At 67.0% G+C, this 23,028-nt stretch carries 18 protein-coding genes and 1 pseudogene; 3 read left to right on the forward strand and 16 right to left on the reverse strand.

Annotated elements, in window-relative coordinates; translation table 11 throughout:
• Positions 1-99 precede the first annotated feature (99 nt).
• The gene (locus ACYCUK_RS04775) at positions 100-384 is read left to right on the forward strand and encodes a DUF427 domain-containing protein (protein WP_461593685.1); all 285 of its coding nucleotides are present in this window, start codon (positions 100-102) and stop codon (positions 382-384) included.
• A 174-nt stretch (positions 385-558) separates the two neighbouring features.
• On the opposite strand, the gene ACYCUK_RS04780 is transcribed toward ACYCUK_RS04775, so the two are convergent.
• The gene (locus ACYCUK_RS04780; RefSeq protein ID WP_461593686.1) at positions 559-2,607 is read right to left on the reverse strand and encodes a DEAD/DEAH box helicase; all 2,049 of its coding nucleotides are present in this window, start codon (positions 2,605-2,607) and stop codon (positions 559-561) included.
• Positions 2,608-2,947: 340 nt separating this feature from the next.
• Here ACYCUK_RS04780 and ACYCUK_RS04785 point away from each other — a divergent pair, with 340 nt between their 5' ends.
• Both ACYCUK_RS04785 and ACYCUK_RS04790 read left to right on the forward strand, forming a co-directional pair.
• Positions 2,948-4,288 carry an NAD(P)/FAD-dependent oxidoreductase gene (locus ACYCUK_RS04785; RefSeq protein WP_461593687.1) on the forward strand — a complete coding sequence of 447 codons (1,341 nt, stop codon included), beginning with the start codon at positions 2,948-2,950 and terminating at the stop codon, positions 4,286-4,288.
• A gap of 298 nt (positions 4,289-4,586) precedes the next feature.
• A complete protein-coding gene (locus ACYCUK_RS04790; RefSeq protein WP_461593688.1) occupies positions 4,587-6,848 on the forward strand; it encodes a sensor domain-containing diguanylate cyclase in 2,262 nt (753 codons plus the stop codon).
• A 158-nt stretch (positions 6,849-7,006) separates the two neighbouring features.
• Here ACYCUK_RS04790 and ACYCUK_RS04795 read toward each other — a convergent pair whose 3' ends face one another.
• The 15 genes and pseudogenes from ACYCUK_RS04795 to ACYCUK_RS04865 all read right to left on the reverse strand — a co-directional run bounded on the left by ACYCUK_RS04795 (position 7,007) and on the right by ACYCUK_RS04865 (position 22,978).
• Positions 7,007-7,246 carry a hypothetical protein gene (locus ACYCUK_RS04795; protein ID WP_461593689.1) on the reverse strand — a complete coding sequence of 80 codons (240 nt, stop codon included), beginning with the start codon at positions 7,244-7,246 and terminating at the stop codon, positions 7,007-7,009.
• Between the two features lie 298 nt (positions 7,247-7,544).
• Positions 7,545-8,894 (reverse strand): sigma 54-interacting transcriptional regulator, encoded by a 1,350-nt coding sequence (locus ACYCUK_RS04800; RefSeq protein ID WP_461593690.1) that lies wholly within the window; start codon positions 8,892-8,894, stop codon positions 7,545-7,547.
• Entirely contained in the window at positions 8,891-9,583 is a 693-nt protein-coding gene (locus ACYCUK_RS04805) for a hypothetical protein (RefSeq protein ID WP_461593691.1), read from the reverse strand. Before ACYCUK_RS04805 ends, ACYCUK_RS04800 begins: the two co-directional genes overlap by 4 nt.
• Complete coding sequence (locus ACYCUK_RS04810) at positions 9,580-11,187, reverse strand: sensor histidine kinase (RefSeq protein ID WP_461593692.1); 1,608 nt, start codon at positions 11,185-11,187, stop codon at positions 9,580-9,582. Before ACYCUK_RS04810 ends, ACYCUK_RS04805 begins: the two co-directional genes overlap by 4 nt.
• Positions 11,188-11,418: 231 nt before the next feature.
• Complete coding sequence (locus ACYCUK_RS04815; RefSeq protein WP_461593693.1) at positions 11,419-12,261, reverse strand: 23S rRNA (adenine(2030)-N(6))-methyltransferase RlmJ; 843 nt, start codon at positions 12,259-12,261, stop codon at positions 11,419-11,421.
• Between the two features lie 89 nt (positions 12,262-12,350).
• Positions 12,351-12,533 carry a hypothetical protein gene (locus ACYCUK_RS04820; RefSeq protein ID WP_461593694.1) on the reverse strand — a complete coding sequence of 61 codons (183 nt, stop codon included), beginning with the start codon at positions 12,531-12,533 and terminating at the stop codon, positions 12,351-12,353.
• A 12-nt stretch (positions 12,534-12,545) separates the two neighbouring features.
• Positions 12,546-13,769 carry a YeeE/YedE family protein gene (locus ACYCUK_RS04825; protein WP_461593712.1) on the reverse strand — a complete coding sequence of 408 codons (1,224 nt, stop codon included), beginning with the start codon at positions 13,767-13,769 and terminating at the stop codon, positions 12,546-12,548.
• Between the two features lie 32 nt (positions 13,770-13,801).
• Complete coding sequence (locus tag ACYCUK_RS04830) at positions 13,802-14,710, reverse strand: sulfurtransferase (protein WP_461593695.1); 909 nt, start codon at positions 14,708-14,710, stop codon at positions 13,802-13,804.
• Between the two features lie 346 nt (positions 14,711-15,056).
• Entirely contained in the window at positions 15,057-16,553 is a 1,497-nt protein-coding gene (clsB, locus tag ACYCUK_RS04835; RefSeq protein WP_461593696.1) for a cardiolipin synthase ClsB, read from the reverse strand.
• A gap of 65 nt (positions 16,554-16,618) precedes the next feature.
• Positions 16,619-17,677 (reverse strand): endonuclease/exonuclease/phosphatase family protein, encoded by a 1,059-nt coding sequence (locus ACYCUK_RS04840; RefSeq protein WP_461593697.1) that lies wholly within the window; start codon positions 17,675-17,677, stop codon positions 16,619-16,621.
• Positions 17,674-18,189 carry a dihydroneopterin triphosphate diphosphatase gene (gene nudB, locus ACYCUK_RS04845; RefSeq protein WP_461593698.1) on the reverse strand — a complete coding sequence of 172 codons (516 nt, stop codon included), beginning with the start codon at positions 18,187-18,189 and terminating at the stop codon, positions 17,674-17,676. The genes ACYCUK_RS04840 and nudB overlap by 4 nt, the downstream gene beginning before the upstream one ends.
• Before the next feature lie 223 nt (positions 18,190-18,412).
• Positions 18,413-19,888, reverse strand: a complete 1,476-nt coding sequence (locus ACYCUK_RS04850; RefSeq protein ID WP_461593699.1) for a sodium:solute symporter family protein — start codon at positions 19,886-19,888, stop codon at positions 18,413-18,415.
• A complete protein-coding gene (locus ACYCUK_RS04855; RefSeq protein WP_461593700.1) occupies positions 19,885-20,097 on the reverse strand; it encodes a DUF3311 domain-containing protein in 213 nt (70 codons plus the stop codon). Before ACYCUK_RS04855 ends, ACYCUK_RS04850 begins: the two co-directional genes overlap by 4 nt.
• A gap of 313 nt (positions 20,098-20,410) precedes the next feature.
• Positions 20,411-22,198: pseudogene (gene aspS, locus ACYCUK_RS04860) on the reverse strand (aspartate--tRNA ligase); the annotation flags it as partial.
• 96 nt (positions 22,199-22,294) lie between these two features.
• On the reverse strand, positions 22,295-22,978 hold the full coding sequence (locus ACYCUK_RS04865) for a DUF502 domain-containing protein (RefSeq protein ID WP_461593701.1): 684 nt from the start codon (positions 22,976-22,978) through the stop codon (positions 22,295-22,297).
• Positions 22,979-23,028: the final 50 nt, after the last annotated feature.

The raw sequence follows: 23,028 nt of genomic DNA on the forward strand, positions 1-23,028 counted from the left end.
CGTGGCAGACACCGCGCAACTGCGGCATAGTCTGCCGAACACATCTGCCGCACATCTCTGCCAGGCAGATCTGCCAATCCAATCACAATGGAGGTCACGATGCAAGCTGTCTGGAACGGTGTCATCATCGCTGAAAGCGACGACACGGTGGTGGTCGAAGGCAACCACTATTTCCCGCGCGAGTCGGTCAAACCCGGGCTGCTCGAACCCAGCGACACCCACAGCGTCTGCCCCTGGAAGGGCACCGCCAGCTACTACACCCTGGTGGCCGACGGCCAGCGCAACACCGACGCGGTGTGGTTCTACCCCGAACCCAAACCCGCAGCGAAAGAAATCACCGGGCGCGTGGCGTTCTGGAAGGGTGTGGTCGTCAAACCCGGTTAGGGCCGACTCAGCTTCGGCCGACTCAAGGAAACGCCTGGCCGCCAGCGTCAGAGCCGGCTGGCCTTCGTGCCGTCCAAGCCTGCACTGGCAGACTTGGAGCCGCGCCCCTCAGCTCCCTAGTTTCCTCGACCCCCCTTGGGGGGCGGGGCAGCGTAGCGCCCCTGGGGGCCGTTTTCAACGCCGGATCGGCTTGCGCTTGGGCGAATCGGCGCCCGGGCCTTTGCGGCTGGGCGCGCGCTCGGTGGCGCGCAGGGTTGGCCGCGTGGTGCCGGCTGCGGCCCTGGGTTTGGCGTGAGCCGGCGGCTTGAACGCCGCACCGCCGCCCGCTCCAGCCAGGCTCAGGTTGAGCTGGTGGCCCAGGACCCAGACTTTTTGCAGGGTGCGAAACACGTCCTTGGGCATGCCTGCGGGCAGGTCCACCAGGCTGTGGTCGCCGCGAATGTCGATGCTGCCGATGTGCTTGTTTTCCAGCCCGGCTTCATTGGCGATGGCGCCGACCAGGTTGCGCACCTCCACCCCATGGTCGCGGCCGACCTCGACGCGATACGTCTCGAAAGCCATGTCGCCCGCGACGGCCTTCTTGCGGCGCGGCGCGGCGCTGCCGTGGTCGTCCGGCTCGAAGCCGGGATGCGACTTCTCGAAGCGCGCCGACTGCACCCGTGCTTCCAGTTCGCCGATGGCGGCGTCGGCGATGTCGGTCAGGCCGCGTGGCTTGGCGCTGGCGGGCTTGGGCTCGCGCGGAGGCAGCGATGGCGAAGGCTTGCGCACCTCGCGCTCGAAGGACTTGGCGGGTTTTCCGCGCGGGCCGAAGGTGGGCTCGGCGCGCTGCGCAGCGCGCCCGCGTGCGCCCAGGCTGTCGCTGCGCATCGCATGGCCGCCCTCCTCGGTACCCGGCCCCAGCAGCAGGGGTTTGTCGCCCTGCACCATGCGCGCCAGGGCAGCGGCAATTTCAATGGCCGGCACGTTCTGCTCCTGCTCGTAGCGTTCGATCAGACTCTGGAACTGCTCCAGGCCTTCCTGCTCGCGCGCCTCGGTGATGCGCTCCAGGAAGCGGGAAATGCGCTTGTCGTTCACGTCCTGCGGGCTGGGCAATTGCATCGGCGTGATGGGCTGGCGCGTGGCGCGCTCGATGGCGGCCAGCAGATGGCGCTCGCGCGGCGTGACGAACAAAATGGCCTGGCCGCTGCGCCCGGCGCGCCCGGTGCGGCCAATGCGGTGGACATAGCTTTCAGTATCGGTCGGGATGTCGTAGTTCACCACATGGCTGATGCGGTCCACATCCAGTCCGCGCGCGGCCACGTCGGTGGCCACCAGGATGTCGATCTGCCCGTCTTTCAGTCGCTGCACGGTGCGCTCGCGCTGCGCCTGCAGGATGTCGCCGTTCAGCGCGGCGGTGGAGAAGCCACGCGCCGCCAGCTTCTCGGCCAGCTCTTCGGTGGCCATCTTGGTGCGGGCGAAAACGATCATGCCATCGAAGTTCTCCACCTCCAGGATGCGGGTCAGCGCGTCGAGCTTGTGCAGGCCGCTGACCATCCAGTAGCGCTGCTGCACTTGCGTGGCGGTGCTGGTCTTGGCCTTGATGGTGACTTCCGCCGGCGTGCGCAAATGGTTGCTGGCAATGCGGCGAATGGCCTGCGGCATGGTGGCCGAGAACAGCGCGACCTGGCGTGTGGGCGGGGTTTTCTGCAGGATGGATTCGACATCGTCGATGAAGCCCATGCGCAGCATTTCGTCGGCTTCATCCAGCACCATATGGGCCAGGCCGTCGAGCTTCAGCGTGCCGCGTTCCAGATGGTCGATGATGCGCCCGGGCGTGCCCACCACGACATGCGCGCCGCGCTTGAGCGAGGCCAGCTGCGGCACATAACTTTGGCCGCCGTAAATGGGCAGCACGTTGAAGCCCGGCAGGTGCGTGGCGTAGGTGGCAAAGGCCTCGGCCACCTGGATGGCGAGTTCGCGCGTGGGCGCCAGCACCAGCGCCTGCGGCTCCTTGCGAGCCACGTCGATGCGGGCGAGGATGGGCAGGGCGAAGGCCGCCGTCTTGCCGGTGCCGGTTTGCGCCTGGCCAACCAGGTCACGGCCTTCGAGCAGAATGGGAATGGTGGCCGCCTGAATCGGCGACGGGCTTTCGTAACCCACGTCGCGCAGCGCTGCGAGGATGGGCTCCGGCAGACCGAGATCGGCGAAGGTGACGGCGGGAGACTCGGGGGCGGTGCTGGACATGGATGGATGAACCTGATGACGGTGAATGAAAGGGGCGCGAAGACGATGCTGAATGAGTTCCCGTGATGCAAAGCGCCGCGCATCGGGATGGGATGCAAGGCGCAAACCCACAGCCATAGCCCAAGCCATGGCGCGGATTTGCAACGCCGCAGACCGCCCGAGGCGCGGATGCGATGCGCACGCGGGACTTGTTCAGCGTTGCCCTAACAGTGCCCAAGCCGAGATTGTGCGCCAGCCAGCGCCCCGGCAACATCGCCGGGCGAGCCTGTGTTTCCTTGCAGGCCCCATTTTTCGCACAATGCGCAGTACGCTTGCAAAGACCAACAACAACCCAGAAACCATGGACGCACAAACCGACGCATCCCCGGCATCCTCCTTGCCACGCATCGTCATCGTCGGCGGCGGTGCCGGCGGGCTGGAACTGGCCACCCGCCTGGGCAACACCCTGGGCCGGCGCGGACACGCCGACATCACCCTGGTCGAGCGCGGTCGCAGTCATTTGTGGAAACCGCTGCTGCACCAGGCCGCTGCAGGCACCCTCGACATCGACGACAACGAGCTGAACTACCTGGCGCAGTCCACCTGGCATCACTTCAAGTACCGCCTGGGCGCGATGGACGGGCTGGACCGCGCCCGCAAGCAGGTGCTGGTGGCGCCGACGCTGGACGAGGACGGGCGCGAAATCGTGCCGCGCCGCAGCTTCGGCTACGACATCCTGGTGCTGGCGCTGGGCAGCCAGAACAACGACTTCGGCACCCCCGGCGCAGCGGAGTACGCGATCGCCCTCGACAGCCCTGAAGACGCGCGGCGCTTCCACAAGCGCCTGGTCAACGCCTGCATTGCCGCCAACACGCAAACCGACCCGCTGCGGCCGGAGCAACTCAAGGTGGTGGCCATCGGCGCCGGCGCCACCGGGGTGGAACTGGTGGCCGAGCTGCACAACTCCACCCGCGCGCTGGCCGCCTACGGGCTGGATCGCATCGACCCCGAACGCGATATGCGCCTGAGCCTGGTGGAGGCCGCCCCGCGCATCCTGCCCGCGTTGTCAGAGCGCGTGTCGACGGCGGCAACGGCCGAACTCGCCAAGCTGGGCGTGCAGATTCACACCGGCAAACGCGTCACCGCCGTCACCGCGACCGGGGTGCAAACGGCCGATGGCGACTTTCTGCCGGCAGAACTCGTGGTGTGGGCCGCAGGTGTGAAAGCCCCCGACGTGCTGCGCGATCTCGATGGATTGGAAAGCAACCGCATCAACCAGTTGGTGGTCCGCCCCACTTTGCAGACCACGCGCGACGACGCCATTTTTGCCCTGGGCGATTGCGCCGCCTGCCCCTGGAAAGGCCACCCCGGCGGTGTGCCGCCACGCGCCCAGGCCGCCCACCAGCAGGCCAGTTTTCTGGTGCGGCAAATTCAACGTCGGTGCACCAGCAAGCCGCTGCACGCCTTCCACTACCGCGATTTCGGCTCCCTCGTTTCCCTGGGCGAGCACAGCACCGTGGGCAGCTTGATGGGCGGCTTGGCCAAGGGCAGCCTGTTCATCGAAGGCCATTTCGCCAGGTTCATCTACTGGCTGCTCTATCGCAAGCATCTGCATGCCTTGCATGGCTTCTGGAAAACCGCCTTCCTCACGCTGGCACGCCTGATCTCGCGCACGACCGAACCGCGCATCAAGTTGCATTGAGAGAAGCCCAGCGGGTGCTGCTGCATCGAGCACACGGGTGATCGGTGACGAGTGCTTCGCCCTGATTGTCAGGTTTTTCTGCGCGAACTGTTCGGTATGCTGTAGAAAAATCCAGACAAGAACGATAACGTGCAAATTGGGAACATCCGCCCAACTTCGGGCACTCGCCAGGCATCGCAGCCGGCTGCTGCCCGCCGCCAGCTGTGTACCGCGTGCGCGTCCCCCTTGCACGGCAAGCCGGCGCGCATGGCTCGGCGCCATGCTTTCCCGCAGTTTGTCGTGCCGGGACACGGCTGATATGCAGGCACCCGCCAGAGCCGCACTGCAGCGCCTGTCCAAGCTGCTGCTGTTCAACGCTGCGCTGGCGGGCGTCTACGTGCTGCTGGCGTGGTTCGTGATGCGCAGCGGCGCAGCAGGCGCGTTGCTCTGGCCCTCCAGTGCCGTGGCCGTTTTCGGCGTCATGGTTGGCGGTTGGGCCGCCGCTCCAGGCATTGCGCTGGGCGCTTACCTGGCCAATGCATTCAGTGTCGGCTGGTCGCCGCTGGCAGCCCTGTGCATCGCGACGGGTAACACTGTTGGTGTGCTCATCGCCTGGTGGCTGTTGCAACGCTTGCGCCGACCATGGACAGGCTTGCAAGGCACAGGCAATACGCTGGCCTTCATCGTCACGCTCGGTCTGCTGGCTCCTGCGTTCAGTGCCGGCGGCGGCATGCTCGCAACGCTGCTGCCACCCTTGCCGCCGATGCACAACCTCGGCGGCTTGTGGCTGAGCTGGCTGGTCGGCGATATTTGCAGCGTGCTGATCTTCGCCCCACCCCTGGTGCTGTGGTGGGAGCGTCGCAACGATGCATTGCCGGCGCCAACCCCCGAACTGCTCGGCGTCCCGGTGCTTGCCCTGCTGGGCACGGTGCTCATCTACTTTGCCCCGCCCACGACGCAGGCCTTGCCGCTGGGTCTGGGAACACTGGTGTTGTTGCCCGTGCTTTGGGCCGCAATCCGCCTGCCCATGCGTCTTTCCAGCCTGTTCATGGCCGCGCTGTTCGCATTGGAGTTGGCGGGCACCACCATGGGCCTGGGTCCGATGACGGCGCTGCCGCCGATGGATCGCATCACCGCGCTGCAGGTCATGGGCATCAGCCTGGCCTGCACGGTTCTGCTCGCCAGCAGCCTGGCGCAGGATCGCGGCGCGGCGTTGCGCCAATTGCGCGAGGCCAACGCCGGGCTGGAGCGCGCCGTCGAGCGGCGCACCGCGGCCCTGGTGGAGAGCCAGACGCGGCTGCAACGGCAACTACGCTTCCAGGACTCCTTGCTCAGCGCCCTGCCCAACCCCACGGCCTACACCGCGAACGACGGGCGCCTTGCGCTCATCAACAAGGCCTTCACCCAGCTGCTGGGGCGCACCCAGGATGCCATGCTGGGACGCCCGCCTGAAGACGTGTTCGAAGACAGCCTGTTGCACACCTGGACCGGCATGGACCGCAAGCTGCTGGCTGAAGGACGGCCGCTGTCGCAGGAATGCCGCCAACTGTCGGTGGACGGCGAGGAATCGGTCTGGATCCTGAACAAGGCCCAGGTGGCTGACTCGAGCGGCAAGCCGCTGGGCATCGTCACCAGTCTGCAGGACATCTCCGAGCTCAAGCGGCTGCAAGACCAGTTGCAGCGCGACGAGCAGCGTTTTCGCTTTTTGGTCGATGCGTCGCCCGTGCCCCTGGTCATCATCCGCCTGCGCGACTCGGGCTTGATGTTCTCCAACCGCGCCTCGGACGAACTCTTTCGCGCCAGCTATGCCGAGCACCACGGCAAACCCATGCGCAACCTCTGGGCCGACTCGGGCCAGCGCGAAGCCATCATTGCGCGCGTGCTGCGCGAGGGCACCGTGAGTGGGCAGGAGGTCAAATTCCGTCGCTTCGACGGCAGCTTGCTCTGGCTGCTGCTGTCCATCACCCACACGCATTACCAGGATGAAGAGGCGCTGATCTTCGCCTTCAAGGACATCACCCCCACCAAGCAGCGTGAGTTGCGCCTGCAGGAGCTGGCCTACACCGACTCGCTCACCGGCGTGTCCAATCGTCGCCATTTCCTGGCCCAGGCCTCAGCCGCGTTTCACGAGTCGCGGCGACTGAGCCACGACCTGGCGCTGCTGGCCATCGACGTCGATCACTTCAAGCAACTCAACGATGTTTACGGCCACCCGGCGGGTGATCGCGCACTGCGCAGTTTCTCCACGGTCTGCAAGTCCCAGCTCCGCAGCGTCGATCTCTTCGGGCGTCTCGGTGGCGATGAGTTCGCCATCGTCCTGCCCCATTGCGACGGACTGCGTGCTTACGACTTCGCACAGCGCCTGCGCCTGGCCATTCAGGAATCGGCGGGGATGGACCACGCGCCCTTGCGCCAGCAGCTCACCGTCAGCATCGGCATTGCCGATGCCGCCGACCCGGAAGCCGCCGACCGCGGCATCGAGGACCTGCTCGCACGCGCCGACAAGGCGCTCTACCAAGCCAAGCAACGCGGGCGCAACCGCGTCGAGATCTGGTCATTCCACGATCTGGCGCTGCCCTGACCATTGGGCCGCCGCAGCGCAGCGCCCCGCGCCCAAGCCGCCAAACCCAGGGCCGTTCACGCTATTTCTGCGCGCGCGACGCGCAAAAAAAATGCCAAGCATGCGCTTGGCCAAGGGGGGAGGAGACAACAACCGGGGTCAGGCAGCGCCTGACGAATTCATTCTTTCTTTTCGCCTTCTTTTTTCATCTTGTCGGCTTTTTCACCCGCCTTGTCAGGGGCGGAGGCGCCGCTCTTCGCGGCGTTGTAGGTTGTTGGTTGCATGGTGGCTGCCTGTGCCGTGGTTTCGGCAGGCATGCCGGCAGCGTGGGCTTGGCCGGACATCAGCGCGGCCAGCAAGATGGCAGCAGCAAAACCCAAGGCGGGAATCCAGGGTTTGCTCAGAATGTTGGGGTTCATCGGATCGCTCCTGATTCAGGTTTGAAGACGATGTGCTGAGGACAGATTCAACACAACCATGCCCTCTACTTTGCAGTTTGCGTGCCAGGCTATTTTCATGTTTTGAATCAATAGCTTGCGCTTGTCGAACCGAGCTCGCGGAGTACGCCGCCACAAACCTTGTCCGTGAATACTGGAAACTGTCGCCGCAGCCCGACACCTGCAGTCAGCTTTGTGCAAGCACCTGATTTCCATTGTTTTTTTTGTCGCTCCCAAGCGACGCTGGGGAGAACCCTGGCGACAGCCTGCGGCCGAGGCCCTACTCAGTCGACTTGAACAGCGCGGGCGACAGCGCATGTTTTTGCAGCAGACGGTAGAACTCGGTGCGGTTGCGCTGCGCCAGGCGGGAGGCTTCGGTCACCTGGCCGCCGGTGAGCTTCATCAGGTTCACGAGGTAGTCGCGCTCGAAGCGGTCCTTGGCCTCGGCGTAGCTGAGGATTTCCGTCGGTTTGTTGCGCAGCGCGCGCGTCACCAGCGCCGCCGGAATCCGCACGGTGGTGCAGAGCGCGCAGCATTGCTCCACCACGTTCATGAGTTGGCGGATATTGCCGGGCCACTCGGCGCGCATCAGCAGGTCCAGGGCATCGGCGGCAAAGCCGACGATGCGGCGGCCATGCTTTTTCGCCAGTTTGTCGACGAAGTGCTGGGCCAGCGGGGCGATGTCCTCGCGGCGCTCGCGCAGCGGTGGAATGTGCAGGTTGACCACATTGAGGCGGTAGAACAAATCTTCGCGGAACTGCTGCTCGGCAATCGCCGCTTCCAGGTCGCGGTGGGTGGCCGAGACGATGCGCACGTCCACCGGCAGCGACTGGCTGGCGCCCACCGGGCGCACCTCGCGCTCCTGCAACACGCGAAGCAGCTTGGCCTGCAGCGCCAGGGGCATGTCGCCGATCTCGTCGAGAAACACCGTGCCGCCCTGCGCCGTCTGGAACAAGCCCTTGCGGGCGCTGTCGGCGCCGGTGAAGGCGCCTTTGGCATGGCCAAACAATTCGGATTCGAGCAGCGCCTCGGGAATGGCGGCGCAGTTGATGGCGACGAAGGGCGCACGCTTGCGCGCGCTGGCCTGGTGCACGGCGCGCGCCAGCATCTCCTTGCCGGTGCCGGATTCGCCCTGGATGAGCACCCCGGCCTCGCTCGTCGCCACCAGCACCACTTCGTCGAGCAGCGCATTCATCAAGGGGCTGGCGGTGACGATTTCGGGAAAGCGCGGCCGCGCTGCCTGGCCGCTCTCCAGGCTGCCGCTGCCCACGGCGCGCGCCAGCAGGGCCAGCAATTCCGGCGCTTCGAACGGTTTGGTGAGGTAGCCGAAGACGCCGCTCTGCGCCGCCGAAACCGCGTCGGGAATGGTGCCGTGGGCGGTGAGAATGATGACCGGCAGCGAGGGGTCGGCAGCGTGGATGCGCTCGAACAGCGCCATGCCGTCCATGCCCGGCATGCGCAGATCGGTGATGACCGCGCGCGGTCGCGACACCGCCAGCCGCGCCAGCGCCTCTTCGCCGCTGCTGGCCGCCACCGGTTTGTAGCCGGCCGACTGCAGGCGCATGCCGAGCAGGCGCAGCAGGTCGGCGTCGTCGTCGACCACCAGGACGTTGGGTGCCGCCAGGCTCATTTCGCCGGCCCCGGCCGGCTTTGGGCACGATCTTGCAATTCGACCTCCAGGTTCTTGATCTGGCCGATCTTGTCCTGCAGATCGGCCACTTGTTTGTTGCTGCGGGCCAGGTCGGCGTGCAGTTGCGCCAGGTCCAGGGTCTGGCGCGTCAGGCGCTGCATGACGCGGATGAACTGCTTGGACGCCGGATCGTCGGTCTGGTTATCCAGTCCTCTGAGCAAGTCCTGTGCCTGATTGGCCTCCTCCGTCGTGGGCGCGGCGCGCGCCACCAGCAAATACGCCAGCTTGAGCTTGTCGGCCGGCGTGCGCTGCGCCCCCAGGGCTTGCAGCCGCTGCTGCTCGGTGTTGGCCGCCGCCTGCGTGTCGAGCGCGATTTGGCGCAATGTGTCGCCAATCCAGCTCATGCTCAACGGCTCGGGCTTGAACAGCGAGGCGATGGCCGCAGTGGACGTTGCCGCCGGCTTGGGGGATACGGCCTGCGCCCGGGGGAACTGGGCCGATTGCGATTCGCCATGCGGCGCGGCTCCAGGCACGGGGTGCATCGGCAGCGGCGCGCAGCCGGACAGCAGGGCCAGCGCGCCGAAGCTGGCGGCAGCGACGCACCGGGCAGCAAGCGCTGCGCCTGAGCGCCTGGGGCTGCGGCTGCGGCTGCGCGTTGAAATCCGTGTTGCAGAAAACGGTCGGTTCATGAGGGTGTGTCGTTGGAGGGTTGGGTCGGTTGCCATTCCGCTTCCGGGTCCGTGCTGGAGTCCGCAAGCTCGTTGCGCTGCGGTGCGGCGCCCGGCAAACGGCGGGTGGCCGGGGCCGAGGTGGTGGCGGTGGTTGAAGCGTTGGTCGAGGCGGATGCGCCCACGACTGGCAGCTCGGGTTGCAGCGGCAGGTGGACGCAAAAGCTGGCACCGGGGCGATCGGGGGTGTCGCACAGCTGGATTTCGCCGCCATGCAGTTGCGCATATTCCTGGGCGATGGCCAGCCCCAGGCCGCTGCCGGGGGCCGCCGCCGGAGGTTGGCGGCTGCCCTGGAAGAAGGGCTTGAACAAATGGGCGCGGTCGTTCTCGGCCACGCCCGGACCCTCGTCGGCCACGGTGGCGTGCACCACGCCGTCGGCACTGCGCAGGTCGATGCGAATGCTCCCGCCTTCAGGGCTGAAGCGCATGGCGTTGATCAGCAGGTTCTCGAACAGGGTGTCGAGCTTGCCGCGATCGGCCTTGAGCAAGGGCGCATGGCCGCTGCGCACGACCTGCAGATGTTTGGCGCGCAGCGCCAGGTCGTTGCGGCGCACCACCTGGTCGAGCAGGGCGGCGAGGTCCACGCCGCTGGAGACCAGCGGGTCGAGCTGGCGTTGGGCGCGGCTGTAGCCGATGAGGTTCTCGATGCGCGCCTGCAGGTCGCGCGCATTGCCGCGCATGATCTGCGTGATCTCGCGCTGCTGCGCCGTGAGCCTGCCACCCACGCCGTCGGCCAGCAGTTCCACACCTTCGCGCAGCGAGGCCAGCGGGGTTTTCAGCTCGTGCGAAACATGCCGCAGGAAACGCAGTTTCTGCTCGTCCAGCTCGCGCAGGCGCTGGCGCAGCCAGTCGAGCTGCTGACCGAGGAACACCAGGTCGATGGGGCCTTGCACCCGGGGCTGGGGCTGCAGGTCGCCAGCCCCAAGACGGCGGATGGCCTGGTCGATCTGGCGCACCGGCCGGCCCAGCAACCAGGAAAACAGGCCTGCGATGAGCAGCGACAACAGCACTGCCGCCGCAGCCTGACTCAGCAGCACGATGCGCAGGGTGCGGGCGCGGTGTATGAGCGAAGCAGCCTGATCCTCCACCATGGCATTGCCCGCCACCGCCACCTGATCGGCCAGCCGGTCGAGGGTGTTGAACTCGGTGGCGAACGAGTCGAAGCGCCGCAATCCGACATTGGCCGGATCGTTCAGCTGGGCATACAGCACGCCTTCGCGCAGGCCGATTTGCCGGATGCGCTCGGTGTTCGACGGGCCGAAGGGCATGGCCCGCAGGTTTTGCAGCGCCTGTCGAATGGACTCGTGCGCCTCGCGCATGCCGGAGCGCAGCTGCGGGTCCTGCAGCACATAGAACTGCCCCGCGGCGCGCTGCAGGCTGGAGATGTCTTCCGCCAACTGCCGCGTGGTGCGCGTGACCTTGACCGTGAGCGTGATCGACTGTCGGGTCTGCACCGCGAGCCTCTCCTGCACCACGGCGGTGTAGGCCATCCCGGCCAGCAGCGGCAGCGTCACCAGCGCGAAGCCCGCCAGCAAGAGGCTGGAGAAGGAACGGGGATAGGGCATGCGCATGGTCGGACGAGGGAAAGCCGGTGATGGGCGGGCGCTGCAGGGCAAGGGGCGGGGCGACGGCCGATCATTATCCCGCTGCGCTCAGGCTGCAACCCGGCGCACCCGCCAACGCCAGGACATGTCGCGGCCCATCCATCTCGAGCACGGCCAGCGCCTGCGGCACCTCACCATGGGCGGGCAGGTTGGAGGCCGGCGGCTCAATCTCAAGAAACGCCAGGGCGCCCCCTATGGCGTATGTCCTTCCAGCACATGCTGGCCCGCCCCGTCCTGCCCCAGGGTGCGGGCCAGCCAGGGCAGCGTGGCTTTCAGACTTTCCTGCAGGCCGAAAGGCGGATTGATGACGAACATGCCGCTGCCCATGAGGCCGAAGCCATCGGGGCGCGGCGCGGCGGTGGAGAGTTGGGCATGCATCCATCCGGCGGGTGACAGCGCCTTGAGGCGCTTGGGCAGGCGGATGGATTCGAGGCTTTGCAACTGCGGATACCAAACGCAGTAGACGCCAGTGGCGAAGCGGGAGATGGCGTCGCGCAGGGCAGCGACGAGCTGGCCGTAATCGCTGTCGAGTTCGTAGGATGGATCGATCAGCACCACGCCGCGACGCGTGGGCGGCGGCAGCACGGCCTTGAGCCCGGCAAAGCCGTCGCTGTTGCGCACTTCCACATGCGGCTGCTGGCCCCATGTGGCGTCGAGCAGACGAAAGTCGGTGGTGTGCAGCTCGAACAGGCGCATGCGGTCTTGCGGCCGCAACACCGAACCGGCCAGCGCGGGCGAGCCGGGGTAGGTGCGCAGCTCGCCGCCGGCGTTGAAGGTGCGGATGTGTTTCACATAGGCCGCCACCGGAGGCGGCATGTCCTTGCGCCCCCACAGCAGACCGATGCCGGTCTGGTACTCGGCCAGGCGCTGGGCCATGCGGTCGGCCAACTGGTAGCTACCGGCGCCGGCGTGGGTGTCGATATACCAATACGCCTTGTCCTTCGCGGCCATGCGTTCGAGCACACCGAGCAGCACGATGTGTTTGAGCACGTCGGCAGGATTGCCGACGTGAAAGGCATGGCGGTAGGCGAGCATCGCGGGCTTCCGGAGGAGGAAGCCGAACTGTAGCGCCTGGGATGGCGGGCGTATTCGGCGTGGCCAGCGCCTCGGCCCCGGTCAGGGAGCTATTTCTGGGGTGCCAGTGAGCAGTGCCCGGCGTCGGCTGCAGGGCCGTTGCCCAGGGCCAGCGGGGGCGGTTCGGCGAAGCGCTGGTGCGGGGTGCTGCTGCACCAGTCGAGCACGAGCAGGGCCAGTAGCGCGGCCCATAGCAGCCAGGCAGGCCAGGATTTTTTGAAGGGAAATGGCATGCGTGCGCCCGCTCAACCCGCGATGCCCAAGCGGCCGCGCAAGCGCACGCCCAGCACGCTGCCCAGGAAGGCGCAGGCAAACCAGATCCAGCCATGCAGGCTGCCGGTGGCAATGCCGGAGAAATAGGCCCCCACATTGCAGCCGAAGGCGAGGCGCGAGCTGTAGCCCAGCACCAACCCGGCCAGCACCGAGGCCACCCAGGCGCGCCACGGCAACTTCACCCGTGGGCAGGCCTTGCCCTTCCAACTGGCGGCGATGAGGGCGCCAAGCAAAAGCCCGATGTCGGTGACACTGGTGTTGTCGGCCAGCACGCTGGCGTGCAATTGCGCCTGTTGCACGGGCAGGCCCCAGAAGGCGTTGTGGCTGAGATCGAACCCCAATGCCTGCACGATTTTCGCGCCCCACAAACCCAGGCCGTAGACGATGCCCCAGGGCTGGCCGGCCACCACCAGATTGGCAGCGGCCAACAGCCCGAGGGCGATGGCCGCGATCCACACCGCCTTGCCCTGCCAGCGCGACTGCGGTGGCCCCTGCAGCAGCACGGCTGAATCACGCTCACTGGGGCCCGCCGCGGCAACCGCCGCGCCAGTGGCTGCGCGGCGCAAGCGGTAGGCACGCATCGCACTGAAGCGCCAGAGCAGGGCGGCCAACAGCGCCAGGGCGCCGAGTTGCGCCGCCAGTGTCCATCCCGCGCCCAGCACATGCACCAGATTCACCGGCGGCAACGCGCCGAGCGCCAGCCAGGCTGGCAGTTGCGCGGCGCCGAAAAAACTGCCGAAGACGAAAGCCGGGAGCACCGCCAAACTCACCGGATGGCCCAGGCCGGCCTTGTACAGCGTGCCCGAACCGCAGCCGTCCGCCACCTGCATGGCGGCGCCAAAAACGAAAGCGCCGACCAGCAGGCTGATGGACAAGGGACCGTCGGCCCCCTCCAGCTCGGGGTGGATGGCCAGCAACGGCACACTGATGAGCATGGCGACCGCGATGCCGACGAACTGCGCCCACAGGCCCTTGGGGTCGCGCTGGGTGATCCACACCCGCCAGCCGGTGGTGAAGCCGAAGGCCGCCGCCAACAGCGCCACGCCATAGCCCACGCCGATGCACCACAGCAGCCCCTGGCGCCAGCCCACCAGCCAGGTGACGGCCAGAAAGCCGGCCAGCGCCGCGCCCATCAGCAGGACGGGCCGGCTGGTTCGTACGCCGGGATGTGCCTGCGACCGACTTGTCGCTGCCACCGTGATGCCGCCATTGATCGCCCCCGGGTCGTTCAATGCGCCCGCCACGTTTGTTGGAGCTGTGCCCATAGCTGCTGGATGCGGGAGGGAACGTTGGTCATGGGTTCGCCAGCGCGCGACCAGTCCACCATCGAGCCGGGGTAGAGCTTCACATCGGGCTGGTGCAGCAGCTCGGACAGGACGAACCAGTTGGTCGCGGCCCAGTGGCCGGTGTTGCAGAACGAGACCGTTTGCTGCGCCCCGGCGGCATGCGGCATGGACTGGGCGATGCGCTCCAGCTCGGCCTTGTCGGGCAGCGTGCCGGAACCGCCTGGGAACCAGCGCGCGTTGTCGAAGTCCAGCGCGCCCGGCAGGGTGCCGGGCTGGGCAGCGGCTGGCGCCTTGACCTGGCCGAGGTAGAAGGCGCGGGGTCTTGCATCCAGCAGCAAGGTGGACTGCGACTGGCGCAAGTCCTGCGCCACCTGGGTGCGGCTGGCGAGAATGGCGGTGTCGAGATGCGGCGTGAAGTCGGAGGGCTGCGCCTGCACCGACTGGCGCGTCACGGGAAGCCCGGCGCGGGCCCACGCCGTCATGCCGCCGTTGAGAATGGCCAGATGCCCCAGGCCCAGCCACTTGAGGGTCCAGTAGACACGGGCCGGGGCGCCGAAATCGCTCGGGTCGGAACCGTCGGCCACCAGCACCACGGGGGTCTGCGCGTTCAGCCCCAGGCTGCGCACCAGCGCGGTGTAGTCGGCGACCGAGCGCAGCTTGCCGGGGTTGTCGGCCGCGCCGCGCCAGCTGGAATACGGTGCCCACACGGCGCCGGGAATATGGCCAGCGGCGTAGGGTGACGAGGAGGCGTCGCCCTCGCGGATGTCAATCACCCGCACCTGTGGCAACTGCGCCAGCAGCGCGGCCGGGGTGAGCAAAGGACTCGGTGCAGCACTTGCACTCTGGCTCAAAGCCCAAGCTGCAAGCAGCCAGCAGAGGACGCAGCCATGCTTGAGCCGGCTCCACAAACTGGTGTGCTCGGAGGGTGGAACGGATCGGCGCTCGGATGCGCCAGTTACTTCTGGCGTGGTTCCAGTTGGCTTGGGGATTCGGGGGGATTCAGTCTTCATGCTCGGCATTTTGGCCAAGGCCGAATAGCTTGGGAAATACCGTTTTCATATACGCATAGAACCGGACGTTATATGCCGGTGAGCCAGCAAGGCGAAGTCGCACAGGCGGTTCGTGGGTCACGCAGGCGTCTTCAGGAAACGAAAGAAAGGGAAGAATCGGGATGAAACGGGGGAACGCGCTGAGTGCTCAGTAATTGCGCGCACCGCCGGCCATGGCGATGAACAGCCGCGCGGCCAAGGCCACCAGCGGGCGGGTCCACCAGGACACGCGTTTTTGCAGCCGGGCGTGGTCGATGGGCAGGGCGTGGATGAGTTCGGCGCGGATATGCGCCGCCAGATCGCGGGCGAAGCGCGCATCGCGCACGAGGAGATTGGCCTCGCGGTTGACCAGCAGCGACAGCGGGTCGATGTTGGAGCTGCCCACCGTGGCCCAGGACTCGTCCACCACGGCCACCTTGCCGTGCAGATAGGCGCGCTGGTATTCGCAAATATGCACGCCGGCCTGCAGCAGCTCACGGTACAGGGTGTGCGCGGCCCAGGCGGCGGCGCGGTAGTCGATGCGGCCTTGCAGCAGCAAGGTGACCTGCACCCCGCGTGCGGCAGCGCGTTTCAGACTGGTGCGAAATGCCTGGCCCGGATAGAAATAGGGCGACACCAGCAGCACCTGGCTGCGCGCCTGGTCGATGGCCTGGATGTAGCTGTGCTCGATGGCACGGCGCTGCAGCAGGTTGTCGCGCACCACCAGCGCGGCGCGCATGCCGGGCTGGCCGTCGGGGCAGGCGGGATGCGTCGGCCGCTCCTCGGCCAGCAGGCGGCTCTGGCGCTCGCGGGTTTCCTGCTGCACGTCCTCGCGTGGCGGCAGTTCGCCACCCCAGGCGCGCAATTCATCCAGATAGCGTTGGCGCGCCTGGCGCGACTTCAGCACCTCGGGCCCCGGCATGCTGCGCAACTGCCGCTGCAAGCTGCCGGTGGCCACGGTGCGCAGCCACAAGCGCCGCATGCTCCACAGCACCTGCTGCGCCACCAGGCCCTGCACCCGCACGGCATAGTCCAGCCGCGGCTGGGCGCTCCAGCCATGGCGAATGTCGAGCCGGTCGTCGATCAGGTTGATGCCGCCGATGAACGCGGTGGCGCCGTCCACCACGCACAGCTTGCGGTGCAGCCGGCGCCAATGGCCGCGCTGCACCAGGTCGAGCCAAAGGCGCCAGGGGCGGTAGACCATGAACTCCACGCCGCTGCCGGCGAACAGTGCCGCCAGCGTGGGGATGCTGCGGCCGGAACCGAGGCCGTCCACCATCACGCGCACGTGCACGCCGCGCCGCGCCGCGTCGGCCAGCACCGTGGCGAGATGCAGGCCGATGGGGTCGTCGTGGAAGATGTAGGTTTCCAGCCAGATGCTGGTGCGCGCCGCTGTCCACGCCTGCTCCAGCGCCGGGAACAGCGTTTCACCCAGGGGCAGCAGCTCGACGCAATTGCCGCGTGACCAGGCCGGGTCGGGCGACGTGTCGTCATCGGCGACCAGCGGGTTGCCGCTGGTCGCGCCCGCAACACCTCCCCCGCCAGCGCCGCGCGGCACCATGCGCGACCAGCGTGCTGCTTGCCAGCCCGCACGCAACCAGACACGCGCCCGGCCCAGGCGGGAGCTGCGTCGGTGTCGGCTTTTGGGGGTTGCGGGTTCGGACATGCGGGTGATGGGTCGGCTTGTGTCGGTGCTGGCCTGCGGTCGCTCGCCGCATTGTGCCGCCTGCGTCAACCCCGCACGCCAACTCCAAGCCCTGAGCTGGCCAGCGGCGCAGCACCTGCCACGGCCGTGGTCGCGGGCTCCAGATCCACCAGGAGCGGAGCATGGTCCGACAAGCGCGCCCAACCAGCGCCCCAGCCCAGGCCCAGCGAGCGCGCGGCGTAGCCCCGCGCGTAAATGCGGTCCAGCGGCATGAGCGGCAGGCGCGCCGGGAAGGTGCGCACGCGGTGGCGCCAGCGCGGCTTGCGCCCGTCGGCATGGGGCGATTGGCGCGCGGAGACATCGATCAGGCCCACCGCGGCAAGCTCAGTGCCGAGCTGGCCGCGCCAGTCGTTGAAGTCGCCGGCGACGATCACAGACTCGTCGCCCGGCACCTGGGCAGCGATGTAATGCACCAGCCGCGCGATCTGGCGCTTGCGCCCGGCACTGAACAGACCGAAGTGCACGACGATGGCGTGCAGCACCGCAGAGCCGCCGCCGACAGCGCTGCTGCCCCCGTGCCACGCGCCCAGACCCGCGCATTGCAGGCGCACATGCAGCAGGCCGCGCTGCTCGAAGCGGTGGTCCGACACATCGTGGTGGGCCACGCTGAGAATGGGCAGGCGCGTCAACAGCGCATTGCCATGCTCGCCATGCCGTGTGGTGGCATTGGTGTGATAAGCCGTGTGCATGCCCAGACCCCGCCCCAGCACCTCGTGCTGCGGCAGTTCGGGCCAGTGGGAAAAACGGCGCGCATGGCGCGGGTGGGTGAACTGCACCTCTTGCAGGAAGACGAGGTCGGCGTCGAGTTCGCGCAAGCCTTCCTGCAGCTCGTGAATGCTCAGGCGCTTGGTCGGCCCCAGGCCCACCACGCCTTTGTGAATGTTGTACGACGCCACCCGCAGCACGTCCGCAACCGTGGGCGCTGGCACCGCAGCCGATGGCTCCACGCGTGTTTCGCTGGCATCGCCCGGACCGCGAGCCGATGTGGCGGCGTGGCTGGCGAGGGCCGCTGCCGGCCCGCCGGCGGCAGTCAGGGCGGCACGCAGACGCGCTGCCTTTTGTTGCCGACGGTCCGGCATCTTCATGCCTGCCGACCCAGTCGACGTGGCAGTTGCCGAATGGCCTCGGCATTGGACGCGGAGAAACACCGCGCCGCCGCCTCGCCCCAGGGCAGCCACTGTTGCGCGCGATGCTCGCGCGGCGCCAGGGTCACGGACGTGCCGCGTGGCACTTCCAGGCTGAACACATGCTCGGTGTTGGTCCACACACCGGGGGCGTAGCGGTGGCGCCAAACAGGGTAGATGTCGTACACATTCGCCAAGTGCCAGTCGCGCAGCGCCGTAGCCGGTACCGCTGCCGCACCGACGCGGATGCCGGTTTCCTCGGCCACCTCGCGCATGGCGGTAGCGGCCAGTGGTTCATCCAACGCGTCCAGGCTGCCGGTGACGCTCTGCCAGAAACCAGGCTGCTTGGCGCGCTCGATCAGCAGCACATCCAGCTCCGGGCTGTGAATCACCACCAGCACCGAAACCGGCAACTTGTGGACCACGGTCTGGGCCTGGGTTTGGACGGGAGATGCAGGGTTGAGGGAGGACATGCGGCAGTGGTTCCGATGCGCTCGAACACCATGCCGGGCGCAGCACGCATGTTAGGCGCCGACCATCCCACCAGTTGGCGTATCGGCGGGTTGCCGACCCGGGTTCGGGGCCTTGCGCTCATAGCGTGGAAACGGGGCCGCGGGCTTGCCGCTGCCCCCGCCAAAACGCAGGGCCAAGGCGGCGGCACAACACCGGCAACCCGGCTGCCGACCGCGCCGCGCCTCAGCCTGCCAGTTGCGCGCCAGCTTGCAAAGGCAGCTGCTTGCGCGTCCATGCGCTGACCACGAGCATGACCACGATGTTCAGCACCAGGGCGACGATGCCCACGTTCAAGTCGGCTACGGCTGACGGCAGCGCGGGAACCAGCTTGCCGAGCGACAGGTGCTCCAGGCTGAACAGCGCCACCGTGGCCACGCCGACGGCGATGCCGGCGAAGGCACCCGGCGCCGTCACCCGGTTGCGGCTCGACAAGCTCAGCAGCAGCGAGGGGAACAGCTGCGTGACGAAGCTGTAGCCCATCAGCAGCAGGGCGACGATGGTGGAACCGCCATGCAGGGTGAAGCCCACGGCCACCAGCGCCACTACCGGCACCAGGCCCTTGGCCATGCGGGTCACCTGCGCATCGTCGCAGCCCTTGTGCGCCAGCCGGTAAAGGTTGTGGGCCAGCAGCGTGGCGGCGTTCATCATGATGAGCGAGCCGGGCACCAGGGCGGTGAGCACGCCGATGGCGCCGATGATGCCCACCACGGCCGGCGAGAACGTGGCGGTGGCGATGTGGAACAGCGCCAGATCGATGTCCGGCCCCTTCAGCCCCGGCACCTTCAGCAGCGCGGCGAAGCCGACGAAATAGACGAACAGCAGCACCAGTTGGTAGAGCGGCAGCACCACCGCGTTCTTGCGCAGGGTGCGCTCGCTGCGCGCGGTGTAGGTGGCGGCGAAGGAATGCGGCCACATGAAAAAACCCAGAGCGCTCAGACCCACGGTGGAGACGAACCACGACACGCTTTGCCCATGCGCCGGCAGCGCCAGGAAGCCGGGCTTGGCGACGTCGATGGCATGGAACATGGCCTCGATGCCGCCGAAATAGTGGGTCGGCAGGTACACCCCGAGGAAGATGACCACGGCAAGGATGCCGATGTCCTTGACCACCGAGATCCAGGCCGAACCGCGCACACCGGAGACCATCACATAGATGGTGACCACGGCAGCGCCGATCCAGATCGCCAGCGCGTTGTCGATGCTGCCGTAGCTCGCCGCGTGCACGATGATGCCCAGCCCCTTGAACTGCAGCACCAGATAGGGAATGAGGGCGACGATCCCCACCAACGCCACCAGCACCCCCAGCGCCGGACTGGCATAGCGGGTGCGGAAATAGTCCGGCTGGCTGATGAGCTTGTGCTCCCGCGCGTAGCGCCACACCGGCGGCATGACGTAGTAGGACAGGACATAGGCCAACGAACCGTAAGCGATGATGTAGAACGCAGGTCCCCCGAGGCCATAGGCGAAGCCCGAGGCGCCGAGGAAGGTGAAGGTGGTGTAGATCTCGCCGGCCAGCAGCAGGAACACGAACACCGGGCCGAAGCCGCGCCCGGCCACCGTCCACTGCTCCAGGTGCATGGTGTGGCCGCTGCGCGCGCGGATGCCCAGCCACAGCGCGAAGGCCGTCATCAGGGCAATCAGAATGAGGGCGATATTCATGGCCGGCCTCCCGCGTCGCCGCTGCCGCGGTTGGAGGGGTCGAGCCAGTACACCAGCGCCATGATGGGCGTGGTGAGCAGGAGCCAAACCACGATCCAGCCCAGGATGAAGGGCATGCCGAGGATGAAGGGATGCACGTCGTTGTGCACCAGCGGCCCGATCAGCGTGCCAATCGGCGGAATCCAACCCAGATAGCGGATGTTGCGCATCGCGGCCTCCAGAAGGTCAGGGGACAATCCACGCTCTGCAGGCTAGGCGAGCCCCTCGGCAACGTCAAGCCTTTATTGCCCACAATAGACCCAACAAATTGTATGCAATTCTTGTCGCGCATGGCCATACGCACGGGCCACTCGTCCGAGCGGCATCACCCAACATGCATGCATTGAGGCCGGGCAAGCCCTGGTGGACGAAATTGAAACAGTTTGTACACGCTTGGCCGCCGCTTGCAGGCGCAAAAAAGGGCGCGGCCGCGCCCTTTTGCTGGATTCGCTCGACACGGATCCGAGTCGTTAAAAACCCCGGCTGCGTCTGCCGCAGGCGGATGTGCAACTCCTTCAACTGCTTCTCGTCCACCGGGCTCGGGGCGTTGGTCAGCAGGCATTGGGCGCGCTGGGTCTTGGGGAAGGCGATGACGTCGCGGATGCTCTGGGCGCCGGTCATCATCGTCACGATGCGGTCCAGGCCGAAGGCGATGCCGCCGTGGGGCGGGGCGCCGTATTGCAGCGCGTCGAGCAGGAAGCCGAACTTGGCGCGGGCTTCCTCCGGGCCGATGCCCAGCGCGGCGAACACCTTGCTCTGCATGCCGGCACGGTGAATGCGCACCGAGCCGCCGCCGATTTCCCAGCCGTTGAGCACCATGTCGTAGGCCTTGGCGATGCAGCGGCCGGGATCGGTGGCGAGGTAGTCCACATGCTCGTCTTTCGGCGCGGTGAAGGGGTGGTGGCAGGCCACGAAGCGCTGTTCGTCGTCGTCGAACTCGAACATGGGGAAGTCCACCACCCACAAGGGTTTCCAGGCGTCTTCGAACAGACCGTGGACGCGGGCCCAGTCGCCATGACCGATTTTCAGGCGCAGCGCGCCGATGGCGGCGTTGACGACCTTGGCGCGGTCGGCGCCGAAGAACAGGATGTCGCCGTTCTGCGCACCGCTGCGCTGCAGGATGGCGGCAATGGCCGCGTCGTGCAGGTTCTTGACGACGGGGGACTGCAAACCGTCGCGGCCCTTGGCCACGTCGTTGACCTTGATCCACGCCAGGCCCTTGGCACCGTAGATCTTGACGAATTCGGTATAGGCGTCGATCTCGCTGCGGCTGATGTCGCCGCCACCCGGCACGCGCAGCGCCACGACGCGGCCGTCGGGCAATTCGGCGGCGCCGGAAAACACCTTGAAGTCCACGTCCTTCATCACATCGGTGAGTTCGGTGAACTCCAGCTTCACCCGCAGGTCGGGCTTGTCGGAGCCGAAGCGGGCCATGCCTTCGGCATAGGGCATGACCGGGAAGGGGTCGGCCAGTTGCACGCCCAGCGCGTCCTTGAACACGGTGCGGATCATGGCCTCGAACAGCGGACGGATTTCGTCTTCGCCGAGGAAGGAGGTTTCGCAGTCGATCTGGGTGAACTCGGGCTGGCGGTCGGCGCGCAGGTCTTCGTCGCGGAAGCATTTGGTGATCTGGTAGTAGCGGTCGAAACCGGCCACCATGAGCATCTGCTTGAACAACTGCGGCGACTGCGGCAGGGCGAAGAACTGGCCGGCGTTGACACGGCTGGGCACGAGGTAGTCGCGCGCACCCTCGGGGGTGCTCTTGGTCAGCATGGGGGTTTCGATGTCGATGAAACCCTGCGCGTCCAGGTACTGGCGCACGGCCATGCTGACGCGGTAGCGCAGCTTGAGGTTGTGCTGCATTTGCGGGCGGCGCAGGTCGAGCACGCGGTGGGTCAGGCGGGTGGTTTCCGACAGGTTGTCGTCGTCGAGCTGGAAGGGCAGCGCGGCCGAGGCATTCAGCACTTGCAGCGCGTGGCACAGCACCTCCACCTTGCCCGAGGCGAGGTTGGCGTTTTCGGTGCCGGCCGGGCGGCTGCGCACCAGGCCCTGCACCTGCACGCAGAACTCGTTGCGCAGGGTTTCAGCGGTGGCGAACATGGCGGCGCGGTCGGGGTCGCACACCACCTGCACCAGGCCCTCGCGGTCGCGCAGGTCGATGAAGATGACGCCGCCGTGGTCACGCCGACGCTGCACCCAGCCGCACAGGCTGATGGTTTGTCCGAGCAGGGATTCGGTGACGGCGCCGAGGGTATGGCTGCGAAGGCTCATGGTGTGATGGAGGTCAGGAAAAATGGAAATCGAAAAAGACCGAAGCGAAGAGGACGGCCCACCCCGGGACAAGCGCCCAGGTCTGGCCGGGCCGGCTCAATGCCCGTTGTTCGACTGCGGGGCAGCGTGGGGCAGAGGGGGTGTTTCCGGGTGTGCTGGGGCGTGCGCTTGCGGCGCCACCACGCCCATGGAAATGACGTATTTGAGCGCTTCGTCCACACTCATCGCCAACTCCATCACTTCGGCGCGCGGCACCATCAGGAAAAAACCCGAGGTGGGGTTGGGGGTGGTGGGAACGTAAACGCTGATGTGCTCGCCGGGCAAGTGCTCGGCCACCTCGCCGGCGGGCGTTCCGGTGACGAAGGCAATGGTCCAGGAGCCGGCGCGCGGATACTGCACCATCACCGCCTGGCGGAAGGCCTGGCCGCTGCTGGAGAACAAGGTGTCCGACACCTGCTTGACGCTGCTGTAGATGCTCTTGACGATGGGGATGCGCGCCAGCAGTCCATCCCAGCGCGCCAGCCACCATTGGCCGACGATATTAGCCACCAGCACGCCGGTGAGCAGGATGGCCGCGAGCACCAGCACCACACCCACGCCGGGAATGTCCATCAGCCGGTCGAGCGCCGGCGCCAGGCCTGGGGCCACCGCGCTCAGGGCGCCGACCATGGCGCGGAAAATGCCGTCGAACACCGACAGCAATTGCCACAGCACCCAGATGGTGATGGTGAGCGGCAGCCAGACCAGCAGGCCGGCCATGAAGAAGTTTTTCAGACGCATGAGCGAAACCCGTTTCCCCGTGAGAACAAGACGGGCGTTGACCGCGGAAA

It is taken from the genome of Thiomonas sp. (assembly GCF_054608695.1).

Bases quoted from the DNA above. Each gene is read 5' to 3' on its own strand.
- ACYCUK_RS04840 (WP_461593697.1), bottom strand. From the start codon at position 17,677: ATGAAGATGCCGGACCGTCGGCAACAAAAGGCAGCGCGTCTGCGTGCC.
- clsB (WP_461593696.1), bottom strand. From the start codon at position 16,553: ATGTCCGAACCCGCAACCCCCAAAAGCCGACACCGACGCAGCTCCCGC.
- nudB (WP_461593698.1), bottom strand. From the start codon at position 18,189: ATGTCCTCCCTCAACCCTGCATCTCCCGTCCAAACCCAGGCCCAGACC.
- ACYCUK_RS04790 (WP_461593688.1), top strand. From the start codon at position 4,587: ATGCAGGCACCCGCCAGAGCCGCACTGCAGCGCCTGTCCAAGCTGCTG.
- ACYCUK_RS04800 (WP_461593690.1), bottom strand. From the start codon at position 8,894: ATGAGCCTGGCGGCACCCAACGTCCTGGTGGTCGACGACGACGCCGAC.
- ACYCUK_RS04785 (WP_461593687.1), top strand. From the start codon at position 2,948: ATGGACGCACAAACCGACGCATCCCCGGCATCCTCCTTGCCACGCATC.
- ACYCUK_RS04865 (WP_461593701.1), bottom strand. From the start codon at position 22,978: ATGCGTCTGAAAAACTTCTTCATGGCCGGCCTGCTGGTCTGGCTGCCG.
- ACYCUK_RS04780 (WP_461593686.1), bottom strand. From the start codon at position 2,607: ATGTCCAGCACCGCCCCCGAGTCTCCCGCCGTCACCTTCGCCGATCTC.
- ACYCUK_RS04805 (WP_461593691.1), bottom strand. From the start codon at position 9,583: ATGAACCGACCGTTTTCTGCAACACGGATTTCAACGCGCAGCCGCAGC.
- ACYCUK_RS04850 (WP_461593699.1), bottom strand. From the start codon at position 19,888: ATGAATATCGCCCTCATTCTGATTGCCCTGATGACGGCCTTCGCGCTG.
- ACYCUK_RS04775 (WP_461593685.1), top strand. From the start codon at position 100: ATGCAAGCTGTCTGGAACGGTGTCATCATCGCTGAAAGCGACGACACG.
- ACYCUK_RS04815 (WP_461593693.1), bottom strand. From the start codon at position 12,261: ATGCTCGCCTACCGCCATGCCTTTCACGTCGGCAATCCTGCCGACGTG.
- ACYCUK_RS04810 (WP_461593692.1), bottom strand. From the start codon at position 11,187: ATGCCCTATCCCCGTTCCTTCTCCAGCCTCTTGCTGGCGGGCTTCGCG.
- ACYCUK_RS04795 (WP_461593689.1), bottom strand. From the start codon at position 7,246: ATGAACCCCAACATTCTGAGCAAACCCTGGATTCCCGCCTTGGGTTTT.
- ACYCUK_RS04820 (WP_461593694.1), bottom strand. From the start codon at position 12,533: ATGCCATTTCCCTTCAAAAAATCCTGGCCTGCCTGGCTGCTATGGGCC.
- ACYCUK_RS04855 (WP_461593700.1), bottom strand. From the start codon at position 20,097: ATGCGCAACATCCGCTATCTGGGTTGGATTCCGCCGATTGGCACGCTG.